Genomic DNA, 21658 nt, shown 5'->3' on the forward strand with positions numbered 1-21658 from the left:
CGGACCGGCCTTGCCCGGGGTGGGCGATACTGGGATCGAACCAGTGACCTCTTCGGTGTGAACGAAGCGCTCTCCCGCTGAGCTAATCGCCCCCTGGGGTGTTGTGCCCTGCGGCACGTTGAGAACAATACAGTGCTGGTGAGCCCGGATTCAAACCAGCTACCGACCGGGGCTTCCGTCGGGCCCGGGACGAACTCCCAACCAGGCGCGCAGACCTCGGCGCGCGGCCCGCATCATCAGCGCGTGGTTGGCCACCAGCACCGGCCGCGCGGGGCTGGGGAGCCGGCGCAGCAGCGGGTGGCGCAGCACGGTGTCCTGCCGGTAGCCGACCAGCGTCCCACCCGCCCCCGCCCCGCCCCCGGCGGCGAGCGTCCACCGCATCCACCCTTCGAGGTCGCCGCCGAGGGCGACCTCGAGCACCCCGGCCTCCGGGTCGCGGCGCGCCGCCCGGACGGTCACGCGCAGGTCGACGGGGAGCACGGAGCGGAACCGACAGTGGCCCTGATCGGGCCCGAGCCGCCGGACCTCGCGGACCTGGGGCCACCACAGGGGATAGTCCTCCGGCCGCTCCAGGACCCGGTAGACGGCCGGGGGCGCCGCGGGCACCCACCAGTCGGCACGGAATCGATAGCGGTGCCGGGTCCCGCGTGTCCCGTCGTCCGTCATCCCGTCCGTCATCGAGCACCTCCGGCTTTATCGCTTTTGCCATTCCGCCATTGGAATGAGATTAAAGGGCGCAATTAGGGCAGAGGGGTTTACAACCGGCGCGTACGTGGCATGTCGATTTGGCCGACGTGCGAATCCCCGAGCGCACACTGAGCGAAAGGCCCTGGCGCTTATGAACACCACGGTCAGCTGCGAGCTGCACCTGCGCCTCGTTGTATCGAGCGAGTCCTCACTACCTGTACCCGCGGGGCTGCGGTATGACACGGCGGACCCCTACGCCGTACATGCGACGTTTCACACCGGAGCCGAAGAAACCGTCGAATGGGTATTCGCCCGCGATCTCCTCGCCGAGGGGCTCCATCGCCCCACGGGCACGGGTGATGTGCGGGTCTGGCCATCCAGGAGCCACGGCCAGGGCGTCGTCTGCATCGCCCTCAGTTCGCCGGAGGGCGAGGCATTGCTCGAAGCCCCGGCCAGGGCCCTCGAGTCGTTCCTGAAGCGAACGGACGCCGCCGTCCCGCCCGGCACGGAACACCGTCACTTCGATCTCGATACGGAGCTCTCGCACATTCTGGCGGAGAGTTAAGGACCCGCCGGCTCCTCGCGCCGTCTGAACTCGGGGCGACGGCGCGGAGCCGGCGATGAGCGGCGCGAGGGCGCCGCCGCGGCCACCACCGCGGCGGCGCCCTCGCGCACGTGTGGTCGGCCAGCGGTTAGAGTCGCGCTCACATCGCCCGCCACCGCCGTCCGGCCATGACCGCGAAAGCCGACCACCGTGCTGATCGACCACGACGTCAGGTGCTCGCTCGATCTCGCCGTCGACCTGCTGAACTCCGGGCCCGCCGCGCTGGCCGACCTCGCCGCCCTGCGGGCCTTCGTGGTCGGGCACGCGATCAGCGACGTCGAGGCCGAGGCGCTCGACGCGGGGGATCTGGCCGCCGTGCGGCGGGTGCGGCAGCGCTTCGCCGAGATCTTCGCCGCCCCGACCGACCGGGCGGCGGCCGAGCTGGTCAACGGGCTGGTGGCGGCCGCCGGCACCACTCCCCGGCTGACGGACCACGACGGCCATGCCTGGCACGTGCACTACTTCGCGCCCGGCGCCTCGATCGCCGACCATCTGGCCGCCGACTGCGGCATGGCGCTCGGCTTCTTCCTGGTGGCCGGTGAACGGGAGCGGCTGCGGCACTGCGCGGCGCCGGGCTGTGGGCGCGCCTTCGTCGACCTCTCCCGGAACCGCTCCCGTCGCTACTGCTCGAACCGGACCTGCGGCAATCGCCTGCACGTCGCCGCGTACCGGGCCCGGCGGCGCGGTCCGGAGCGGGAGGGGCGGTCAGAGCAGGAAGTGGTCGTGCACCCCCGCGATGAGTAACAACCCGCCGATCACGGTGAGGAAGAGCATCAACGGCGGCTGCGACAGGGCGAAGAGACAGCCGCGGCGCTCCTCGAGCGCGGGCAGGTCGACCTCCTGGTGGTCGGCGACGGGTCTGACGGTTGGCGCGGTGTCGGGAGCGAGGTCCCCGGTGATGTGTTGCATGGCGCCGCGATCATGACCCAGCAGGTCAGCGCTTCGCGATCAACCTGCCTTCTTTGCAGGGGCATTCGGTGAATCTCACCCCTTCCGCCGGTTCCCTGTGGTATGGGCGGACCGCCGGAGGTCAGATGCCGTGCTTCTTGAGGATGGCCTCGATGTCGGAGAAGTCGTCGGCCGGTGCGCCGCCGCCGCGGGAGGCGGGCAGGGCGGTGGTGGAAGCGGGCGCGGAGCGGCGCTCGACCTCACGGCCGCGCCCCTCGGCGAGGCGGCCGGAGAGGAACAGCAGGACGGCGAGGCCGAGCACCCCGAAGCCGGCCCAGGCCACCGGGTTGAAGGTCATGTTGACCACGAACCGCACCACGCCCGTCATGGCGAGGCCGACCGGGAGCAGCGCGACGGCCGCGGTGCGCAGCGCGAGCGCGTAGCGGCGCCGGCGGGCCACCAGGAGGGCGACGCCGAGGCCGGCGGCGGATAGAAGGGTGCAGGCAGTACCAATCAGCATCTTTCCATCCTGCCGCGCCCACGGGCACGCGGCCATGGGGTCGGCCCCCGGATCAGGGGAATCTCGGGGTGCGAGACTGGGGCCCATGAACGAGAACCCCGAGCCCGTCGTGCTGGACGTGTGGTGCGACCTGCAGTGTCCCGACTGCCACCGCGCCGAGTCCGACCTGAGCGCCCTGCGGGAGCGGTTCGGCGCGGACCTGGAGATCAGGCGACGGCACTTCCCGCTCAAGGGGCACCAGCACGCGCTGGCGGCGGCCCAGGCGGCCGAGGAGGCGTTCGCCCAGGGCCGCGGCGAGGAGTACTGGACGGCGCTGCTGGCCAGGACCGCGGAGCTCGACAGGCGCGGTCCCGCGCTGCTGCTGGAGGTGGCCGGCCAGGTCGGCGTCGACGCCGAGGAGGTGGACACCGCGCTGATCGACGGCCGGCACCTGCTCGCGGTGGACGCCGACCAGGCGGAGGGGCAGGCGATCGGGGTGACCGGCACGCCGACCTATGTGATCGACGGCCAGCGGCTGGACGGCGGGCGCAGCCAGGAGGGGCTGCGCGAGCGCGTCGTGGAGATCGCCGAGTCGCTGCTCGCTCAGCGCAGCGGCTTGTAGAGGTGGCGCCGCAGCGTCCGGTAGCCCAGTGACTCGTAGAGCCGGAGGGCCGGGGTGTTGCCGGCGTAGACGTTGAGGCCGAGCAGCCGCGCGCCGGCCGCGGCCGCGACCCGCTCCGCCTCCAGCATCAGCGACCTGCCGTGGCCCCGACCGCGGTGGGCCTCGGCCACCTCGACGGAGAACACCCAGGCGTCCAGGCCGAGTTCGTCCGCCACCCGGCCGCCGGGGACCGCCACCCAGAGGGTGCCGACGTCGGCGCCGTCGTGGGTGAGCACCCGCAGCACGGCGTCCTTGGTGGCCGGCCCCTCCGGGAGCAGGGTGGCAAGGGACCGCTCGGCGGAGGCTGCCGCCACCGCCTCGGGCACCCCCCGCTCCACGAGGGCGCGCGTCACGCCGTCCCGGTCGTGGGCCAGCCAGGCCGGGTACTCCTGCTCGGTCATGGCCCGTGCCGTGCTGCCCGGGGGCAGCGCCGGCGGGCGGTCGGCGAGCGTCTTGGCCATGTTGCGGCTGCGCTCGCGGTAGCCGAGGGCGTCGGCCAGGGCCGCGAGGGCCCGCTCTTCGGCCGGCACGGCGGCCTCGACCGAGGCGCAGTCCCAGGCACGCAGCACCTCCTCGGCGGCGAGCATGGCGACCGTGGCCCGGCCCCGGCGCCGGTCCGCCTCGTCGACGGTCAGACGCGTGACGCGGCCGACGCCCACGCGCGGGTCGGACTCGAGCCGCAGCTCGCCGACCCGGCGGGCGTTCACCCTGATCTCGTAGCCCCGCGCACGGCCCCCCTCTGGGGTGCTCTCCTCCGGCCCACTGGGCCGCAGCGTGGTGGTCACGGATCGATGTCCGCGGCCGAGCGCTCCTGGAAGACCCGCATCGCCTTGGCCGTCACCGGCCCCGGCGCTTCGGGCAGCTCCCGCCCGTCGACGCGGCGCACGGCCTGCACGTCGCGGGTGCTGGAGGTCAGGAAGACCTCCTCGGCGCGGTCCAGGCAGTCCATGGGCAGCTCGGTCTCACGGGCGCCGGTCCACTCCAGCACCAGGGCCCTGGTGATGCCGGCCAGGCAGCCAGCGGAGAGCGGCGGGGTGTACAACTCGCCGTCGAGCACGACGAAGACATTGGTGCCGGTGCCCTCGCAGAGCTGCCCCGCGGTGTTGGCGAAGAGGGCCTCCGAGGCGGCCTCCTGGCGGGCCCGGGCGAGCGCGATCACGTTCTCCGCGTAGGAGGTCGTCTTGAGCCCGGCCAGGGCGCCGCGCTCGTTGCGGGTCCAGGGGACGGTGATGACGGCGGTCGTGTCGGGGCGCCGCGGGGTCTCGGCGTGCGCGACGACCAGCGTCGGGGCCGCGTCGCCGCGGTCGGAGCCGAGCGGCGAGAGCCCGCCGGTGTAGGTGATCCTGAGCCGGCCAAGCGGCAGCGGCACCGCGTCCAGGACGGCGCGGCAGGCGCGGGTGACCTCCTCCCGGTCGGGCTCAGGCAGCCCGAGCCCGGCGGCGGAGGCGGCCAGGCGGTCGAGGTGGCGGCTGAGCGCGAACGCCCGGCCGTCCTGCGTCTTCAGCGTCTCGAACACGCCGTCGCCGACGGTCAGTCCGTGGTCGAAGACGGAGACCCGCGCGCTGTCGGCGTCGCGCAGCTCACCGTCCAGCCAGATCAACGCCATGTGGGCTCCTCTCGTGTGCGGTGCCGATCAACGGCACTCCCTCAGAAGCTACCCCGAGCAGCCGGGACGCCTTCAGCTCGGTCTCCGCCCATTCGCGCGCCGGGTCCGAGTCCCAGGTGATGCCGGCGCCGGTGCCGAAGCGCAGCACGGGCCGGCCCTCGTCGCGCCGGATCCAGAAGGTGCGGATGGCGACGGCCAGCTCGCCGGTTCCCCGGTCGGCGTCCACCCAGCCGACGCCGCCGCAGTAGGGGCCGCGGGGCGCGGTCTCCAGCGCGTCGATGACGCGCAGCGCGCTGGACTTGGGGGCGCCGGTCACCGAGCCAGGGGGGAAGGTGCCGGCCAGCAGCTCGGCCCAGCCGACGCCGGGCGCGAGCCGGCCCCGCACCCGGGAGACCAGGTGCACCAGGCCGGGGTGCGGCTCGACGGCGCACAGCTCGGGGACGGTCACGCTGCCCGGCTCGCAGATCCGGCCCAGGTCGTTGCGGACCAGGTCGACGATCATGACGTTCTCGGCATGGTCCTTGGGGAGCAGATCGGCCGGGGTACGGCCGGTGCCCTTGATCGGTCCCGACTCCACGGTGCGGCCGCGCCGGCGCAGGTAGAGCTCGGGCGAGGCGGTGGCGACCTCGACGCCGTGGCGGGGCAGCCGGACGGTGCCGGCGTAGGGCGCCGGGTTGCCACGGGCCAGCCGGGCGGTGAGGGCGTCGACGTCGGCGTCCGGGTCGGCGAGCGGCGCCGAGAGCACCCGGCACAGGTTGGCCTGGTAGACCTCGCCGGCCGCGATGTGCTCGCGGATCGTCCCGACGGCGGCGGTGTAGGCCGCCCGGTCCAGGGAGCTCGCCCACGCCGCCGGTTCCGGGCCCCGCCAGCGGGCCGGCGTCGCCGCCCGTGGGGGCGCGGGCCGCACGTCGGCGAAGCGGGCGCAGACCAGGTCACCCGCGTAGCCGGCGACCACCGCCCACCAGCCGGTGGAGTCCAACGCGGCCGGATCGCTGGTCACGTCGCGCAGGTCGGTCGCCAGCATCCCGCCGAGGCGGGCGAGCGGAGCAAGGTCGTACACATGCGCGAGTGTAGGCGGCGGTGCCGGCATACCGAGTTTGAGCTGGCTGACGAATCCGCTAGAGTTCATGACGTCGCCGGGCACGAGAGTGAAACCGGAGGCAGCCAAATGCGGACGTAGCTCAGTTGGTAGAGCACCACCTTGCCAAGGTGGATGTCGCGAGTTCGAGTCTCGTCGTCCGCTCGAAGGGGGCCCGCCCCCATCCGGTGGAGTGGCCGAGAGGCGAGGCAACGGCCTGCAAAGCCGTCTACACGGGTTCAAATCCCGTCTCCACCTCGGACGATTAGCTCAGCGGGAGAGCGCTTCCCTGACACGGAAGAGGTCACTGGTTCAATCCCAGTATCGTCCACTGGATCCGCGAGGATCCGCCCGCGCGATTAGCTCAGCGGGAGAGCGCTTCCCTGACACGGAAGAGGTCACTGGTTCAATCCCAGTATCGCGCACCGATGGTGGTCACGAAGGGCCGGAGAGTCGTCTCTCTCCGGCCCTTCGGCGTGCGTGTGCGGGCATGCGTGTGGCGTTCCCGCTCCCGGAAAAAGCGCGGTGCCCGGGCAGCTCCCCAGCTGCCCGGGCACATGTGCCGTCCGCCTACCCCCGTCCCCACGGGGTTCGAGTGCCGGTGTCCCCGACCCGGGCCGCTCTCCCGGGTCCGGGGCGCCGCTCAGCGCCCCAGCATGCCGGCTACGGACGACGCCTGTGTCACGACGGCGTCCACGCCGCCGATGACGACGGCGAGGACGATGGCCAACGGCAGAACCATGGCCGCCGCGACCAGGGGATGGCGCCGCCCTGCGGGTGGCGGACTCTGCCGCACCGCGATTCGTGCCATCTCTCGGCTCCCGTCGTCGAGTTGGGGCGGCGGGCGGGTGACCTCGGGGGACGAGTGCTGCGCCCGCCGCTTGATCTCACAGTAGTCCGCCGGGGGTGGCCACGACGTCACCCCCGCGTACTGACCTGGGGGCCTCCCGCAGGATGACACCGGCCCCACCCGGATACTCCCCAGGGTGGACAAGTGACCCGCCAGGCCCGGGTTCTCCCCCAGGGGACCCGACGCGAGGCGTCGTTCCCGCCGGTGAGCGCGCGGCCTTCGCGCGGCTCGGGCCGCTCAGTCCGTAAGCTGTGGCACATCACAAGCACGGGGCAGCGAGGTGGACATGGCGATGATGCGGCTCCGGCGCGAGGACCCGCGAGTCGTCGGCGCCTTCCGGCTCCACCGGCGGCTCGGCGCCGGCGGGATGGGGGTCGTGTACCTCGGCTCCGACCGGCGCGGCCAGCGGGTGGCGCTCAAGGTCATCAGGCCGGACCTGGCGGAGGACCAGGAGTTCCGCTCCCGCTTCGCCCGCGAGGTGTCGGCGGCCCGGCGGATCAGGGGCGGCTGCACGGCCCGGCTGGTGGCCGCCGACCTCGACGCGCAGCGGCCCTGGTTCGCGACCCAGTACGTGCCGGGCCCCTCGCTGCACGACAAGGTCATGCAGGACGGGCCGCTGTCGGCGGCCGAGACGGCGGCGATCGGCGCCGCGCTCGCCGAGGGCCTGGTGGCGGTGCACGAGGCGGGCGTGGTGCACCGGGACCTCAAGCCGTCGAACATCCTGCTGTCGCCCAAGGGGCCGAGGATCATCGACTTCGGCATCGCCTGGGCTACCGGTGCGAGCACGCTGACGCACGTCGGCACGGCGGTGGGCTCCCCCGGCTTCCTGGCGCCCGAGCAGGTGCGGGGGCAGGCGGTGTCGCCGGCGACCGACGTCTTCTCGCTGGGCGCCACGCTGGCCTACGCCGCGCTCGGCGACTCGCCCTTCGGGCAGGGCAGTTCCGAGGTGATGCTCTACCGGGTGGTGCACGAGGAGCCGCAACTGACGGGCGTGCCGGCCGCCTTGGCGCCGTTGCTGCGGTCCTGCCTGGCGAAGTCGCCGCAGGACCGGCCGAGCACGGTGCAGCTGTCGTTGCGGCTGAAGGAGATCGCGGCCAGGGAGGCGCGCGGCGAGGGCCAGCGGGTGCTGACCCGGGCGCCGCAGCAGCGCTCGGCGCCCGAGCGGCGCGCCCCGCACCCGGCGCCGACCCGGCCGGCCGGGCGGCGCCCGCCGGCCAGGCGGGGCGTCGACCGGCGGCTGTTGCGGCAGCGGCTGATCGTCTTCATCACGGTGACGCTGCTGGTCGCGCTCGGCATCGCCGTGGCGCAGGGCTGCCAGGGGCCCGTCTAGGGCCGGTCCTCCGGGGTCCGGGGGGCCGCGGTGGTCAGCGCGTAGAAGGCGACCGCGGCGGCGGCCGCGACGTTGAGCGAGTCGATGCCGTGCGACATCGGGATGCGCACCCGGGCGTCGGCGGCGGCCAGCGCCTGGCGGGTCAGCCCGTCGCCCTCGGCGCCCAGCATCAGCGCCACCCGACCGCCGCCGCTCCCCCGCAGCTCCTCGGCGATGTCGACGGCCCCGGCGTCGGGGGTCAGGGCCAGCAGCCGGAAGCCGGCGGACCTGACGTCGTCCAGGCCCCGCGGCCAGTGGTCGAGGCGGGCGTAGGGCAGGGAGAAGACCGCGCCCATCGAGACCTTGACGGAGCGTCGGTAGAGGGGGTCGGCGCAGTCCGGGGAGAGCAGCACGCCGTCGAGCCCGAGGGCGGCGGCGCCCCGGAAGACGGCGCCCACGTTGGTGTGGTCGTTGACGGCCTCCAGCACGGCGAGACGACGCGCGCCCGCCAGCAGCTCGGTGGCCGCGGGCAGCGGGCGGCGTCCCATGGCGGCGAGCGCGCCGCGGTGCACGTGGTAGCCGGTCACCCGCTCGGCGAGCTCCGGGCTGACCAGGTAGACCGGCACGGTGGCGGCGTCGACGACGTCCCGCAGCCCGTCGACCCAGCGGGGGGTCAGCAGCAGCGAGCGCATCGGGTAGCCGGCGGCGAGCGCGCGGCGGACGACCTTCTCGCCCTCGGCCATGAACAGGCCCTCGGCGGGCTCCCTGCGGCGGCGCAGCTCGACGTCGGTGAGGTCCGTGTAGTCGCCGAGCCTCGGGTCGGCCGGGTCGGTGACGACGATCGGGTCGCTCATCCGGCGGCCACCCGCACCACGTCCCCGACCACGATGACGGCCGGCGGCCGCACGCCCTCCTCGGCCACCCGCGCGGCCACGGTCGCGAGCGTGGCGTCCACCCGGCGCTGGCCGGCCATGGTGCCCTCCTGGACGACGGCGACCGGGGTGGTCGGCGGCCGGCCGTGCCGGACCAGGGTGTCGGCGATGGCCCCGATCCGCTCCACGGCCATCAGCAGCACCAGGGTGCCGCGCAGCGCGGCGAGCGCCGGCCAGTCCACGAGCGAGCGCGGGTCGTCGGGTGCCACGTGGCCGCTGACCACCGTGAACTCGTGGGCGACCCCCCGGTGGGTGACAGGGATGCCGGCGGCGCCCGGCACGCTGATGGCGCTGGTGACGCCCGGGACCACGGTGACGGGCACCCCGGCGGCGGCGAGCTCGGCGGCCTCCTCGCCGCCGCGCCCGAAGACGTAGGGGTCGCCGCCCTTGAGCCGGACCACGAACCTGCCGGCCCGCGCGTGCTCGACCAGGGCCGCGTTGATGGCCTCCTGGGCCATGGCCCGGCCGTAGGGGATCTTCGCCGCGTCCACGACCTCGACGTGCGGCGGCAGCTCGTCGAGCAGCTCGCGGGGGCCGAGGCGGTCGGCGATCACCACGTCGGCCTGGGCGAGCAGCCGGCGGCCACGCACCGTGATCAGGTCCGGGTCGCCTGGGCCGCCGCCGACCAGCGCCACTCCCGGGTGCCGGCCGCGGTGCCTGGGCGCGGTCAGGGTGCCGTCGCGCAGCGCCTCGACGACGCCGTCCCTGACGGCCGCGGAGCGCCTCGGGTCCCGGCCGGTGAGCACGGCCACGGTGACGCCGTCGACGCGCCCGGTGGCCGGGGTCCAGGCGGTGGCCGCCTCGGCGTCGTCGCTGCGCACGCACCAGACGCGGCGTTCCTCGGCCTCGGCCGAGGCGGCCGCGTTGACCGCCGGGTCGTCGGTGGCGACCAGCGCGTACCAGGCGCCCTCCAGGTCGCCGGGGCGGTAGCCGCGGCGCTGCCAGAGGAGCTCCCCGGCCTCGGCCATGGCCTCGACGGCCGGGGTGACCTCGGGGGCGACGAGCCGCACGTCGGCGCCGGCGGCGAGCAGGGCGGGCAGGCGCCGCTGGACGACGGTGCCGCCGCCGAGCACCAGCACGCGGCGGCCGGTCAGGCGCAGTCCTACCGGGTAGGCGGGATGTTCTGGCATAGCGGGGTGCGGCTCCTCGGCGCTGGGCGGTGGACGACGGTGGCGGGCCCGTCCGACCCGCCGGGGCCCGGTGCTGCCGGTCGTACCGGCCACCGCCGCTGCGGCGCTGGAGCGGCTGAATCCGTGCGGTTCCGGACCCTCGCCCAGCCTATGGCCTGGTGGGCGGGGGCCCGGCCGCGGTCAGTTCTTGTCGGTGACGCCGGCGGCGTCGAAGGTGGCCACCTCGCGCATGGCACGGGCCGCGCTCTGCACGACCGGCAGCGCCAGGAGCGCGCCGGTGCCCTCGCCGAGCCGCAGGTCGAGGTCGACGAGCGGGCGCAGGCCGAGCGCGGTGAGCGCGGCCATGTGTCCCGGTTCCGCGCTGCGGTGTCCGGCGATACACACGGAGACCGCCTCCGGCGCGACGGCGCGGGCGGCGAGCGCGGCGGCCCCCGCGCTCACGCCGTCCAGGATCACCGGCACCCGCAGCGAGGCGCCGCCGAGGATCAGGCCGGTGAGCGCCGCGTGCTCCAGGCCGCCGACGGCGGCGAGCACGCCGATGGGGTCGGCCGGGTCCGGCTGGTGGTGCTGCAGGGCGCGCCGCACCACGTCCACCTTCCGCGCGTGCGTCTCGTCGTCGACGCCGGTGCCGCGACCGGTCACCTCGCCGGGCGCGGCGCCGGTGAAGACGGCGATCAGGGCGGCGGCGACCGTGGTGTTGGCGATGCCCATCTCGCCGGTGAGCAGCGCGCGGTTGCCGGCGGCGACCAGGTCGCGGGCGGTCTCGATGCCCACCTCGACGGCGCGCAGCGCCTCCTCGCGGCTCATGGCCGGGCCGGCCGTGAAGTCGGCGGTGCCGGCGCGCACCTTGCGGGGCATGAGCCCCGGCCTGGTCCGCAGTTCGGCGCGGACGCCCACGTCGACGACGCAGACCTCGGCGCCGACCTGGGTGGCGAAGGCGTTGCAGACCGCGCCGCCGGACAGGAAGTTGGCCACCATCTGGGCGGTGACCTCCTGCGGCCAGGGGGTGACGCCCTGGGCGTGCACGCCGTGGTCGCCGGCGAAGACGGCCAGCGCGGCCGGCTCGGGCACGGGCGGCGGGCAGGCGCGGGACAGCCCGCACAGCTGGGCGGAGATGACCTCGAGCGCGCCGAGGGCACCGGCCGGCTTGGTCATCCGCTTCTGCCGCTCCCAGGCCTCGCCGAGGGCGTGGGCGTCGAGCGGCCTGATCTCGGCGAGGGTCTCGCTGAGCAGGTCGTGCGGCTCGGCCCCCGGCAGGGCGCGGCGGCCGTAGCTCTCCTCGTGCACCACCCAGGAGAGCGGGCGGCGCCTGGCCGGGTCCCCCTGGTCGGGCTCGGGCTCGCCGGGGAACGCGTCGACGTAGCCGACGCAGAGGTAGGCCACGATCTCCAGGTGCTCGGGCAGGCCGAGGGCGCGGGTGAGCTCGCGGTCGTCGAGAAAGCCGACGAGGCCGACGCCGAGGCCCTCGGCGCGGGCGGCGAGCCAGAGGTTCTCGACGGCGAGCGCCGTCGAGTACGGCGCGAGGCGCGGCTGCCCGGTCGGTCCCGCGGCGCGCCGGCCGCCCCGGGTCGGGTCGGCGGTGACCACGATGTTGACCGGGGCGTCCAGGACGGCCTCGGCGGTGAGCTCGGTGAACTGCCGGGCGCGGGCCCTGGGCAGGGCGGCGGCGTGCGACTCGCGCTGCCGGACGGCGAGCTCGTGCACCGTCCGCCGGGTCTCCTCCGACCGGATGATGACGAAGTCCCAGGGCTGGGCCAGGCCGATGGAGGGCGCGGTGTGGGCGGCCTCCAGGACGCGGAGCAGCACCTCGTGCGGGATCGGGTCGGCGCGGAACCCGGTGTGGACGTCGCGCCGCTCCCGCATCAGCCGATGCACGGCCTCGCGCTCGGCATCGCTGTAGGCGACGACGGCGACGGCCTGGCCGGCGACGGCCTGGCCGGCGGCCTCACCGGTGTCGGCCGGCGGATTCGGCTCGGGCGAGTCGGTGGGTGCGGGATCGGCGGTGGCGGGCACCGGAACCGGGCCGGCGGCTTGGCCGGTCTTGGCCGGTGGATTCGGCTCGGGCGAGGCGTCGGCCTGGCCGGCGGCTTCACCGGCCTCGACCGGCGCGTTCGCCTCGGGCGCCGGATCGGCGGTGGTCGCCACGGCCTCGGCGCCGGCGGTCACGGCAGGCGGGCCGGCGGCTTCGCCGGTCTCAGCCGGCGGATTCGTCTCCGGCGAATCGCCGGGTTCCTGGTCGCCCACGGCGGGTTCGGCCGGTTGGGCAGCTGGCGTGGGAGCCTGGTCGGTGGCCTCGCCCGGCTGCCCGGCCGGTTCCGCGACGGCTGGCGCGGGAGCCTCGTCGGTCGCTTCGCCGGTGACGGCGGCGCCTTCGGCGCCTTGGTCGTCGGCCGCTTGCGCGGCGTCGGGCGCCTGGTCCGCTGGCTCGGCCGCGGGGGCCGGACCGTCCTCCGACGGCGGCGCGGGCACCGCCGGGTCGGCGGGTGCGGGGGCCTGCCCCGCCGCCTCGGCCGGCTCGACGGCGGGTTCCGCCGCGGCCGGCACGGCGGCCTCGGCCTCGGCCGCCGGGGCCGGGGCGCTCGCGACCGGCGCGTCCGCGTCGGCGACGGCGGCCGCTTCGGTGGTGGCCGGCGGGACGGCCACCACCTGGCCGGCGACGGCCTGTTGGTCCGCGCTCGCCGGCGGGACGGGGATCGCCTGGCCGGCGGGGGCGGCCGGCGGCGCCTCGGCGACCTGCGCGTCGGGAGCGGCCGGGGGCGCGGCCTCGGGGGTCTGTTCCGCCGCCTCCGGCGGCGCGGGAGCGGTCGGAGCCGTGGCCTCGACGGGCGCCTGCGGCGCCGGCGGCGACTGCCAGGCGCCCGGTTGGGCGGGGACCACGCCGGTCGGGCTCACCGGCACGACGCCGTCGAGCGGCGCCGCCTGGGCCGGCTCCTCAGCCGGGGCGGCCGGCGGGGCGGCGGCGGCCGGCTGCGCGCGCTCGGCGAGCGGGCGCACCGGGGGCGGAGGGGCGACGGTCTGCGGCGGGGCGACGACCGCGTCGCCCCAGGCACCGATCGCACCCGGCATCAGCAGTTCCTCCTCGTCGCCGTCCATGTCCATCGCCTCGTCGGGCTGACCCGGGAAGGGGTAGGCGGCCGTGGCCGCCGGCGCCACCGGCGGTGCCTGCTCCCGTGCCGCCCCTTCGGGGGTCTGGCCGGTGTCCGTCACGCGTCCACCTCGCCCATCGCACGCGCTCCTTCCCATCCCGGACATGACGGACGAATCATCAAGTCCGGTCGACGGCACAACGATCCATCAGCCTACCCGGGATGCCGCCGGGCCCCGCTCACGGGTGGTCGGCTGGCCCGGGAAGGTCCCGGTTTGTCACCGGGCGGCCGGCGCCCGGCGGCCGACGAGCAGGAAGGCGACGGTCCGGTCACGCTCCGCCCAGTCGTGCGGCTCCAGGTCGAGGGTCTGGAGCAGCGTGCACTCCACCTCGTAGCCGGCTCCGGTCAACACCCGGCCGGCCGCCTCCGCCTGATCGCGGGTCAGGGCGTGGGTCACCAGCCGCTGGGGCCGGCGGTCGGCGCAGGCGACGAGGGTCCTGGGGCCGCCGCCCCCGACCCGGATGATGTCGGGCTCCGGCAGGTCGTCGAGCACCTGGGGAGCCACGCCGTGCACGATGTGCAGGTGCACACCGAGCCGGCGGGCGGTGGCGCCGGCCAACGCGCAGGCCTGGGCGTCGCGGTCGACGGCGATCACGGCGGAGCCGAGCCGGGCGGCGTCGATGGCGGCCAGGCCGCCGCCGGTGCCGACGTCCCACATCAGGTCCCCCACCCGGGGGCCGAGCACGGCGAGTTCGAGGGCGCGCAGCCGCGGGCTGCGGCCGGGTCCCGCGTCCGGCGCCGTGGGCGCGTCCTGGCCGTAGGCCGTCGCGTCGAGCGCCCATCCGCGCGGCTGGACGGCGGCCGCCGGGTCGAGGCCCGCCAGCCAACTGCTGCCCCCGTCCCGGGTGGTGCCTCCGCCGCCTATCACGATCACCACGTTGGGATCGCTCCAGTGGCGTCGGCTGACCGAGTCGGAGGTGAGGACGGACACCTGCTCGCGGTCGGTGCCGAGGGACTCGCAGATGACGAAGGTGCGATGGGTCGGCCCGAGCAGCAGGGCGATCTCGGCGGGGCCGGCGCCCGGCGAGGTGAGGACGGCGACCTTGGGGTGGGCGCGGCAGACGTTGACCGCCCGGCGCAGGGTGCGCGGGTTGGCGACGACGACCTTGGCGTCGTCCCAGGGCATGCCGGCCCTGGCGAAGGCGGCGGCCACCGCGGAGACCGCCGGGACGACCTCGACCTCGAGGCCGTGCTCGGGGGCGCGCAGCGCGCGGACCACGCCGAAGAAGCCGGGGTCGCCGTCCGCCATGACGACCGCGGTGCCGCGGTGCGTGGCGATGCGGCGGGCGGCCAGGGCGATGCTGCCGAGCGTGACGCGCTCGGCCCCGGCGGGGACTTCGGGGTGGGCCAGGTGCCTGGGGGCGCCGGCGACCAGGGTGGCCGCCTGGAGGGCCGCCCGGGCGGCCGGGTCGAGTGGGGATCCGTCCCATCCGATCACGGTGACGCGGTCGGCCATGCGCGGCATGCTCCTGGACTGTGTGCAGGTGAGGGACGGGGTGAGCCTACCGCGCGCCGCGGTGTGCGGGGGTGTGCGCGTCCTCGAGATCCTCGGGGAGCAGGCCCCAGACGATGAGGTCGGTGCGGATGTCGGTCCAACCGCCGTCCTCGGTACGGGATCGCACTATCAGCGCGTTGCGCAGGACACCCTCGCTGACGCAGCCGATCTTCTGGGCGACCTGCTGGGAGGCGGTGTTGCCGGCCGCGGTGCGGAGTTCGAGGCGCTCGAACTTCTGGTCGTGGAACAGCCACTGGGCGATGGCCAGCACGGACTCGGCGGCGTAGCCCTCGCCTCTGGCCCAGGGGCCGACGACGTAGCCGACCTCGCTGGTGAGTGTGTGCCAGTTGGTGTTCTTGAGGTGGAGGGTGCCGACGAGCCGGTGGGTGAGGTGTTCGTCGACGGCCAGCACGATGCCGCGTCCCGAGGTGCGTTCCGCGGGCGCGCCCCGGGTGATCCACTCGCGGGCGTCGGCGGGCGTGTACGGGTTGGGGACGGAGGTCCAGGCCGCGGTCAGCTCGTCGTTCATCATGTCGGCGAGCTCGGGGATGTCCGCCTCCTCGAACGGGCGCAGCACCAGCCGCTCGGTGCTGATGGAGACGTCGGGGAAGGTGGGTGTCATGGGCCGCTCCATGCCTGGGGTCAGAGGGGACAGCATGCAGTATCACCGGCCGGCGAGACAGCGCCGGGCCCCGGCTGATCGCCGGGGCCCGGTGCTGGGAGGTGGTCGGCGGTCCGGTGTCAGGAGGCCGGGGTGCCGAAGGCGGGGACGACGGAACCGTCGTACTCGTCCTCGATGAACTGCCGCACCTCGTCGGAGTTGAGCAGTTCGGCGAGGGTCTGGACGCGCGGGTCGTCCTCGTTGCCGGCCCTGACCGCGAGGAAGTTGGCGTAGGGGTTGCCCTCGGCGGCCTCCAGGACGATGGCGTCCTCGGCGGGGGCGAGGTCGGCCTCCAGCGCGTAGTTGCCGTTGATGATCGCGGCGTCCACGTCCTCCAGGGCGCGCGGCAGGGTGGCGGCCTCGAGCTCCTGGAAGGTGATGCCGTGGTCGTCGGCGATGTCGTTCAGGGTGGCCTCGGCGCCGACGCCCTCGTTGAGCTCGATCAGGCCGTTCTCGGCGAGGAGGTGGAGGGCACGGCCCTCGTTGGTCGCGTCGTTGGGGATCGCGATGGTGGATCCCTCGCCGAGCTCGCCGGGGTCGGTGATCGAGTTGGAGTAGAGGCCGAGCGGCTCCAGGTGGACGTTGATCACCGGGACGATGTCGGTGCCCTGGTCGGCGTTGAACTGGTCCAGGTAGGGCTTGTGCTGGAAGTAGTTGGCGTCCACCTCGCCGCTCTCGACGGCGGTGTTGGGGAGCACGTAGTCGCTGAACTCCCGCACTTCGAGGTTGAGGCCGGCGTCCTCGGCGAGGTTGTCCCGGACGAACTCCAGGATCTGCGCGTGCGGGACGGGGTTGGCCGCGACGGTGAGGGGCGCGCTGGCGTCGGCCTGGTCGCCGTTGTCGCCGCCGGTGTCGGGGTCGGAGTCGGTGCCGCAGGCGACGAGGCCGAGGGCGAGCGCGGTGGTGGCCGCGAGGAGGACGCCGGTCCGGACGGGGTTTCCGTTGGGAGTACGCACGAAAAGTGCCTTTCTTCGTTATCCGTGTTGACAAGTGCGCGCGGTCGCCGGGTGGGCGGCCGCGCTCAGGTGGAGGCTCGTTCGCGGCGGGACAGCAGCCGCACGGCGCCGTCGCCGAGGAGTTGGATCACGGTCACGACGACGACGAGGACCGCGACGGTGATGAGGGTGAACTCGGTCTCGAAGCGCTGGTAGCCGTAGACGAGGGCCAGCGAGCCGAGCCCGCCGCCGCCGACGGCGCCGGCCATCGCCGAGTAGCCGATGACGGCGATCACGGTGGTGGTGAGTCCCGCGACCAGGGAGGGCAGGGCCTGCGGCAGCAGCACCTTGAGCACCACGGTCCAGGTGCCGCCGCCCATGGCGTGGGCGGCCTCGATCAGGCCGTGGTCGACCTCGCGCACGGCGGTCTCGACCAGCCGGGCGAAGAACGGGATGGCGCCGATGGCGAGCGGCACGATGGCGGCGGTGGGGCCGATGGCGGTGCCGACGACGGCGCGGGTCACCGGGATCAGCGCGACCATGAGGATGATGAACGGCAGCGAGCGGCCGATGTTCACGACGACGCCGATGGCCTTGTTGACCACCGCGTTCTGGAGCGCGCCGCCGCGGTCGGTGAGCACGAGCAGCACGCCGAGCGGCAGGCCGCCGAGGACGGCGATCAGGGTGGACCAGCCGGTCATGTAGAGCGTGTCGATGGTGCCCTGCTCGAGCAGGGGGCGCATCTGGTCCCAGGTCATCAGGCGCCCTCTCCGGTGAGCTCGGCGGCCGCGGGGAGCCCGGCCGGTGGTGTGGTGGTCGCGGTCGGCTCCGGGAGCTCGACGGTGAGGCCCTGCTCGCGCAGGAAGGCGAGGGGGGCGGCGTTGTCCTCGACGGGTCCTGGCAGCTCGATCCGCATGCGGCCGACCTGGCGTCCGCCGACGGTGTCCATGGCGGCGCCGAGGATGGAGACGTCGACGCCGTGACCGCGGGAGAGCTGGGAGATGACGGGCCGGTCGGCGGTGTCGCCGTGGAAGGTGATGTCGACGACGGTGCGGTCGGCGGAGGCCGGGGCGCCGCCGACCGGGAACAGCTCGTGGGCCAGCCGGGAGCCCGGGGTGGCCAGCAGCTCGGAGACGACGCCGGACTCCACGATCCGCCCGGACTCCATCAGGGCCGCCGAGTCGCAGACGGCCTTGACCACGTCCATCTCGTGGGTGATCAGCAGCACGGTGAGACCGAGTTCCTGGTTGAGGTCGCGCAGCAGTTTCAGCACGGAGCGGGTCGTCTCCGGGTCGAGGGCCGAGGTGGCCTCGTCGGAGAGCAGGACCTTGGGGTCGCCGGCCAGTGCCCTGGCGATGCCGACGCGCTGCTTCTGGCCGCCGGAGAGCTGGGCCGGGTAGGCGCGTGCCTTGTCGGCGAGGCCGACGAGGTCGAGGAGCTCCATGGCCTTGCGGGCGCGCTCGCGTCGGGTCAGGCCGAGGATCTCCAGGGGCAGCTCGACGTTGCCGCGCACGGTGCGGGACGACAGCAGGTTGAAGTGCTGGAAGATCATGCCGATCCGGGTGCGTGCCTCGCGCAGCGGGCGGCCGGCGCGGTGGGCGCGCCGGCCGGCGAGCGCCGTGAGGTCCTGGCCGTCCACGGTCACGGTGCCGGAGGTGGGGCGTTCCAGCAGGTTGAGGCAGCGGATGAGCGTGGACTTGCCCGCGCCGCTGCGGCCGATGACGCCGTAGACCTCGCCGGGGCGTACGTGCAGGTCGACGCCGTCGAGGGCGGTGACCTCACGGCCGCGCGAGCGGTAGACCTTGGTCAGGTCCGAAGTCGTGATCACTGGGATTCCGTCACTGTCGGGCGTCCGGGCACGCCGAACGGGCGCGGCCGGACGCGGGGCATGGCCTGGCGGAGGCGGACAGACAGGGGTGCGTCGGAGCGTCAGGCGGGGTGAGCGCGGTCGCTTCGGGGCGCGGGGCGGCTCAGGTGGGGGCCCTCAGCGGCGACACATTCGACAACGCGCGTGACCGGAACAACCAGTACCGGGCATGGACACTGCCTCGGTGGTCTGGGGGTGGTCGCTCGTCGCGGTCATGCGCTCCAGTAAATCAGACGTTCCGTCGGTGTTACGGGGGAGGTCGGGGGGCTGTGGTCAACGCCACGTTCCCCGTCGGGGCCGGTGAGCGCAGGTCAGCGGGGTGGCGACCCGGCGGCGGGGGGCCGCGGGGCGCCCCGTAGAGTCGGCGGCATGCTTACCCCGCTGACGGTCGTGGTCGCCGTGGCCGCGGTCTCGCAGGCCGCGTGGTGCGGGTACGCGGCGTTCCGCGACCAGCCCGTGAAGGACTGGCACTACGCGGGCATGGCCGTGGTGCTGTTGCTCACGCTGGCCCAGTTCGTGGTGGGCCTCGTGGCGCTCGGGGGCGGCGAGCGGCCGGCCGGCGACGGCACGGCGGTCTTCGTCTCGTACCTGGTGATGGTGGTGCTGTGCCTGCCGGTGGTGGCGATCGTCTCGCTGGGCGAGCGCAGCCGGTGGGGTTCCGCGACGGTCGCGGCCGGGGCGCTGGTGCTCGCGGTGCTCGAGCTGCGGCTCGCGGACGTGTGGGCGGGGGGCGTCGGCGGTGGCTGAGCGTGGTGCGGGCGTGGCCGGACGGCCGGATCTGACGCGTGGGCCCGGACGGCTGCTGGTCACGCTCTACGGGGTGTTCACGGTGGCGGCGGCCTCGCGGTCGGTGGTCCAGCTCTCCACCCGCTTCGACGAGGCTCCGCTGGCCTATGTGCTGTCGGCGGTGGCGGCCCTGGTGTACGCGTTCATCACGGTCTCGCTGGTGCGGGGCGGGGAGGCGGCCAGGCGGGTGGCGCTGGTGTGCTGCGCGGCCGAGCTCGCGGGCGTCCTGGTGGTGGGCACCTGGACGCTGGTCGACTCGGCGGCCTTCCCCGACGCCACGGTGTGGTCCGACTACGGCCTCGGCTATCTGCTGCTGCCGCTGATCCTGCCGGTGACCGGCCTGCTGTGGCTGCGGCGCGCGGCGCCGGAGGCGCGGTAGGCCCGGCGGTGTCCGCGGTGCCGGTGGCGGGGAGGGCGGCCCGGGTCTCGCTCGCCGCCCTCCGCCGGGTCCGACGTCCGCTCAGGCCGTGGCGGCCAGCGGGCCCGGGGCCTCCTTCTCCAGGGTGATCATGCTGAGGTGGCGGGAGACCTCCTCGGTGGCCACCGGGGCGTAGCCGAGCCTCCGGTAGAGGCGCAGGTTGCCCGGCACCCGCTGGCCGGCGAAGAGCCGGTACCTGGCGGCGTCGCGCTCGGCCGCCAGCCGCTCCTCGACGGCGGCGAGCAGCCGGCCGCCGAGGCCATGCCGCTGCATCCTGGGGTGCACGATGAGCCGGCCGATGTGCGCGGTCCCGTCGGGGTCGACGGTGCCGCGTACCGAGCCGACGACCTCCTGGCCGAGCCGTGCCACCAGCACGCAGGTGTCCCGCACCTCGGCGCGCACCTCGGCCAGCGTCTCGGTCAGCGGGGCGATGCCGTAGTCCCCGGAGAGCTCGGCTTCGCCCTGGAAGCAGAGGTACTGAAGTTTGAGGATCTGCTCGGCGTCCTGGTCGTTCGCCGCGTCGATCAACACGCTCATGCCCATGTGTGCGTACGCCTCCCAAGCGAGGTGTCGGCCGGCCCGGCGGGGGGTGAGGGTCACGCGAATCGGGCCGGCGATAGCCCTGACGGCGCAGGTCAAGAGGACCCACGCCGTCAGCATTGTGCTAGGGAAACAAGGATGGAGGGAATGTGCTGGAGCCAACTACCTTGTGAGATTTACGACTCGGGCCCCATGATTGCCCGCCGATCGGGTGGTTCGCGGTCAGCGACGGTGGTCGGCCGCGGCCAGCAGGGCGGTGTCGGGGTGGTCGGCGAAGACGCCGTCGATGCCGGTGCGGAAGTAGGCGCGCAGCGCGCCGAAGACGTCGCCGTAGGCGTTGGGGTCGTCGCCGCGGCGGAAGTCGGCGGGCAGGAAGCGGTTCTCGTTGCGCAGCGTGTAGGGGTGCACCAGCAGTTCGGCGGTGTGCGCCTGGGAGACCAGGCGGGTGGGCTCGGCCAGGCTGCCGTCGGAGCGGCGCGGGATGACGAGGTCGAGGGTGGGCCCGATGCCCTGGGCGTAGCGGGAGATCTCGCGCAGCCCCGAAGGCGTGATGAGGTCGGCGACGGTGCGCGGGTCGCCCTTCTGCTGGAGGTCCCAGGGGCGGGAGTCGGCGTTGGAGAGCAGCACCACCCGCGGCGTGTCGACGAGTTCGGCCATGCGCTGCATGCTGGTCGGCTCGAAGGACTGGAGCAGCACCCGGGAGCTCGCCCGGTCGTGACCGTACCGGCGCAGCAGCCTGGCCAGGGGTTGTTCGAGGCCGAGGCCGAGGGAGCGGAAGTAGGTGGGGTGCTTGGTCTCGGTGTACAGCCACACGGGACGGCCGCGCTTCCGGCCCTGCTCGTCCGCCCAGCGCAGCACCTCCTCGAAGGTGGGGACGGTCCACCGGCCGTCGTAGAGCGTGTTGTTGCGGCGCTGCTCGGGGATGCGCTCCGTGGCGCGCAGCGTCCTGAGCTCGGCGAGCGTGAAGTCCTCGGTGAACCAACCGGTGAGCGACTGGCCGTCGACGGTCTTGGTGGTGCGGCGGTCGGCGAACTCGGGGTGGTCGGCGACGTCGGTGGTCCCGGATATGTCGTTCTCGTGGCGGCAGACCAGGTGACCGTCCCTGGTGGGCACCAGGTCCTGCTCGATGATGTCGGCGCCCATGTCGAGGCCGAGTTGGTAGGAGCCGAGGGTGTGCTCCGGCCGGTAGCCGGAGGCGCCGCGGTGGGCGACGACGGTGGGGGTGGGCAGTTCACCGAGCCCGCCGCGTCCGCCGTTCGCCGGGCGCGTGGCAGCGCTCGTGGGGCGCGCGCTCTGGGCGTGCGCGGGGGTGGTGGCGGTGAACACCGCGCCACCGGCGCCGGCGGCCACGGCCGCGCCGAGCAGGGCCCGCCGCCCCATCGCGCCGCACTCCGAGCCCTCGTGGCCCGGGTCGCCGCCGCCCCTCGTCGCTGTCGGGTCCGTCACATCCGCCGGCTCCGCGCCTGCCGCGTGCCAAGCTGCCATGGTGCCTCCCTCTGGTCGCCGCTGATGGTAGGGACGCGGCCCTGTCCCGGTGGGGACGGCCGAGGAAACAGCTGACGAAGG

General features: G+C 74.5%; 23 protein-coding genes and 5 tRNA genes. 10 read left to right on the top strand and 18 right to left on the bottom strand.

Annotation, left to right across the window (positions count from 1 at the left end):
• Positions 1 to 20 precede the first annotated feature (20 nt).
• Positions 21 to 92: transfer RNA gene (locus tag RNC47_RS20480), tRNA-Val, on the bottom strand.
• A gap of 67 nt (positions 93 to 159) precedes the next feature.
• Entirely contained in the window at positions 160 to 678 is a 519-nt protein-coding gene (locus tag RNC47_RS20485) for an SRPBCC family protein (RefSeq protein WP_311600798.1), read from the bottom strand.
• Positions 679 to 838: 160 nt separating this feature from the next.
• Between RNC47_RS20485 and RNC47_RS20490 the strand changes: the two genes are divergently transcribed.
• Positions 839 to 1252: an SsgA family sporulation/cell division regulator gene (locus tag RNC47_RS20490; protein ID WP_003959770.1), complete on the top strand. Its 414-nt coding sequence runs from the start codon at positions 839 to 841 to the stop codon at positions 1250 to 1252.
• 189 nt (positions 1253 to 1441) lie between these two features.
• On the top strand, positions 1442 to 2035 hold the full coding sequence (locus RNC47_RS20495; protein WP_311600856.1) for a CGNR zinc finger domain-containing protein: 594 nt from the start codon (positions 1442 to 1444) through the stop codon (positions 2033 to 2035).
• On the opposite strand, the gene RNC47_RS20500 is transcribed toward RNC47_RS20495, so the two are convergent.
• A complete protein-coding gene (locus RNC47_RS20500; protein ID WP_311600917.1) occupies positions 1997 to 2200 on the bottom strand; it encodes a hypothetical protein in 204 nt (67 codons plus the stop codon). The two genes, RNC47_RS20495 and RNC47_RS20500, sit on opposite strands and share 39 nt — an antisense overlap.
• 121 nt (positions 2201 to 2321) lie before the next feature.
• Complete coding sequence (locus RNC47_RS20505) at positions 2322 to 2699, bottom strand: hypothetical protein (RefSeq protein ID WP_311600857.1); 378 nt, start codon at positions 2697 to 2699, stop codon at positions 2322 to 2324.
• An 85-nt stretch (positions 2700 to 2784) separates the two neighbouring features.
• Between RNC47_RS20505 and RNC47_RS20510 the strand changes: the two genes are divergently transcribed.
• Complete coding sequence (locus RNC47_RS20510) at positions 2785 to 3300, top strand: DsbA family protein (RefSeq protein WP_311600858.1); 516 nt, start codon at positions 2785 to 2787, stop codon at positions 3298 to 3300.
• Here RNC47_RS20510 and RNC47_RS20515 read toward each other — a convergent pair.
• The 3 genes from RNC47_RS20515 to RNC47_RS20525 are packed head-to-tail and all read right to left on the bottom strand — an operon-like array spanning position 3282 to position 6005.
• On the bottom strand, positions 3282 to 4124 hold the full coding sequence (locus RNC47_RS20515; RefSeq protein ID WP_311600860.1) for a GNAT family N-acetyltransferase: 843 nt from the start codon (positions 4122 to 4124) through the stop codon (positions 3282 to 3284). The genes RNC47_RS20510 and RNC47_RS20515 overlap by 19 nt on opposite strands.
• Entirely contained in the window at positions 4121 to 4945 is an 825-nt protein-coding gene (locus tag RNC47_RS20520; RefSeq protein ID WP_311600862.1) for an aminotransferase class IV, read from the bottom strand. The genes RNC47_RS20515 and RNC47_RS20520 overlap by 4 nt, the downstream gene beginning before the upstream one ends.
• Complete coding sequence (locus tag RNC47_RS20525; RefSeq protein ID WP_311600863.1) at positions 4920 to 6005, bottom strand: chorismate-binding protein; 1086 nt, start codon at positions 6003 to 6005, stop codon at positions 4920 to 4922. Before RNC47_RS20525 ends, RNC47_RS20520 begins: the two co-directional genes overlap by 26 nt.
• A 110-nt stretch (positions 6006 to 6115) precedes the next feature.
• On the opposite strand from RNC47_RS20525, the gene RNC47_RS20530 reads away from it, so the two are divergent.
• The 4 genes from RNC47_RS20530 (at position 6116) to RNC47_RS20545 (ending at position 6448) form a co-directional block, all read left to right on the top strand.
• A tRNA-Gly gene (locus RNC47_RS20530) sits at positions 6116 to 6188 on the top strand.
• A gap of 22 nt (positions 6189 to 6210) precedes the next feature.
• A tRNA-Cys gene (locus tag RNC47_RS20535) sits at positions 6211 to 6281 on the top strand.
• A 1-nt stretch (position 6282) separates the two neighbouring features.
• Positions 6283 to 6354, top strand: a tRNA-Val gene (locus tag RNC47_RS20540).
• Positions 6355 to 6376: 22 nt separating this feature from the next.
• Positions 6377 to 6448: transfer RNA gene (locus RNC47_RS20545), tRNA-Val, on the top strand.
• Positions 6449 to 6666: 218 nt separating this feature from the next.
• Here RNC47_RS20545 and RNC47_RS20550 read toward each other — a convergent pair.
• Positions 6667 to 6834 carry a hypothetical protein gene (locus tag RNC47_RS20550; protein ID WP_311600865.1) on the bottom strand — a complete coding sequence of 56 codons (168 nt, stop codon included), beginning with the start codon at positions 6832 to 6834 and terminating at the stop codon, positions 6667 to 6669.
• Positions 6835 to 7159: 325 nt separating this feature from the next.
• Between RNC47_RS20550 and RNC47_RS20555 the strand changes: the two genes are divergently transcribed.
• Complete coding sequence (locus RNC47_RS20555) at positions 7160 to 8203, top strand: serine/threonine-protein kinase (RefSeq protein WP_311600867.1); 1044 nt, start codon at positions 7160 to 7162, stop codon at positions 8201 to 8203.
• Here the strand turns inward: RNC47_RS20555 and RNC47_RS20560 are convergent.
• The 8 genes from RNC47_RS20560 to RNC47_RS20595 all read right to left on the bottom strand — a co-directional run bounded on the left by RNC47_RS20560 (position 8200) and on the right by RNC47_RS20595 (position 18309).
• Positions 8200 to 9036, bottom strand: coding sequence for a TrmH family RNA methyltransferase (locus tag RNC47_RS20560; protein ID WP_311600868.1), 837 nt, complete (start codon positions 9034 to 9036; stop codon positions 8200 to 8202). The two genes, RNC47_RS20555 and RNC47_RS20560, sit on opposite strands and share 4 nt — an antisense overlap.
• Positions 9033 to 10244 (bottom strand): uroporphyrinogen-III C-methyltransferase, encoded by a 1212-nt coding sequence (gene cobA, locus RNC47_RS20565; protein ID WP_311600870.1) that lies wholly within the window; start codon positions 10242 to 10244, stop codon positions 9033 to 9035. Before cobA ends, RNC47_RS20560 begins: the two co-directional genes overlap by 4 nt.
• Positions 10245 to 10424: 180 nt before the next feature.
• Entirely contained in the window at positions 10425 to 13451 is a 3027-nt protein-coding gene (gene cobT, locus RNC47_RS20570; RefSeq protein ID WP_311600872.1) for a nicotinate-nucleotide--dimethylbenzimidazole phosphoribosyltransferase, read from the bottom strand.
• 156 nt (positions 13452 to 13607) lie between these two features.
• Positions 13608 to 14846: a precorrin-6y C5,15-methyltransferase (decarboxylating) subunit CbiE gene (gene cbiE, locus RNC47_RS20575; protein WP_311600874.1), complete on the bottom strand. Its 1239-nt coding sequence runs from the start codon at positions 14844 to 14846 to the stop codon at positions 13608 to 13610.
• A 46-nt stretch (positions 14847 to 14892) separates the two neighbouring features.
• Entirely contained in the window at positions 14893 to 15507 is a 615-nt protein-coding gene (locus RNC47_RS20580) for a GNAT family N-acetyltransferase (protein ID WP_311600876.1), read from the bottom strand.
• 119 nt (positions 15508 to 15626) lie between these two features.
• The gene (locus RNC47_RS20585; protein ID WP_311600878.1) at positions 15627 to 16502 is read right to left on the bottom strand and encodes a MetQ/NlpA family ABC transporter substrate-binding protein; all 876 of its coding nucleotides are present in this window, start codon (positions 16500 to 16502) and stop codon (positions 15627 to 15629) included.
• 65 nt (positions 16503 to 16567) lie between these two features.
• A complete protein-coding gene (locus RNC47_RS20590; protein WP_311600880.1) occupies positions 16568 to 17239 on the bottom strand; it encodes a methionine ABC transporter permease in 672 nt (223 codons plus the stop codon).
• Positions 17239 to 18309, bottom strand: a complete 1071-nt coding sequence (locus RNC47_RS20595) for a methionine ABC transporter ATP-binding protein (RefSeq protein WP_311600882.1) — start codon at positions 18307 to 18309, stop codon at positions 17239 to 17241. The genes RNC47_RS20590 and RNC47_RS20595 overlap by 1 nt, the downstream gene beginning before the upstream one ends.
• A gap of 408 nt (positions 18310 to 18717) precedes the next feature.
• On the opposite strand from RNC47_RS20595, the gene RNC47_RS20600 reads away from it, so the two are divergent.
• The gene (locus RNC47_RS20600; RefSeq protein WP_311600884.1) at positions 18718 to 19095 is read left to right on the top strand and encodes a hypothetical protein; all 378 of its coding nucleotides are present in this window, start codon (positions 18718 to 18720) and stop codon (positions 19093 to 19095) included.
• A gap of 13 nt (positions 19096 to 19108) precedes the next feature.
• Complete coding sequence (locus RNC47_RS20605; protein ID WP_311600886.1) at positions 19109 to 19513, top strand: hypothetical protein; 405 nt, start codon at positions 19109 to 19111, stop codon at positions 19511 to 19513.
• 81 nt (positions 19514 to 19594) lie between these two features.
• Here RNC47_RS20605 and RNC47_RS20610 read toward each other — a convergent pair whose 3' ends face one another.
• Together RNC47_RS20610 and RNC47_RS20615 are read right to left on the bottom strand one after the other, a co-directional pair.
• Positions 19595 to 20095 carry a GNAT family N-acetyltransferase gene (locus tag RNC47_RS20610; RefSeq protein WP_132934376.1) on the bottom strand — a complete coding sequence of 167 codons (501 nt, stop codon included), beginning with the start codon at positions 20093 to 20095 and terminating at the stop codon, positions 19595 to 19597.
• A gap of 219 nt (positions 20096 to 20314) precedes the next feature.
• A complete protein-coding gene (locus RNC47_RS20615) occupies positions 20315 to 21472 on the bottom strand; it encodes a glycerophosphodiester phosphodiesterase (protein ID WP_311600915.1) in 1158 nt (385 codons plus the stop codon).
• Positions 21473 to 21658: the final 186 nt, after the last annotated feature.

This window comes from Streptomyces millisiae (assembly GCF_031845425.1).
Lineage (GTDB): Bacteria > Actinomycetota > Actinomycetes > Streptomycetales > Streptomycetaceae > Streptomyces > Streptomyces millisiae.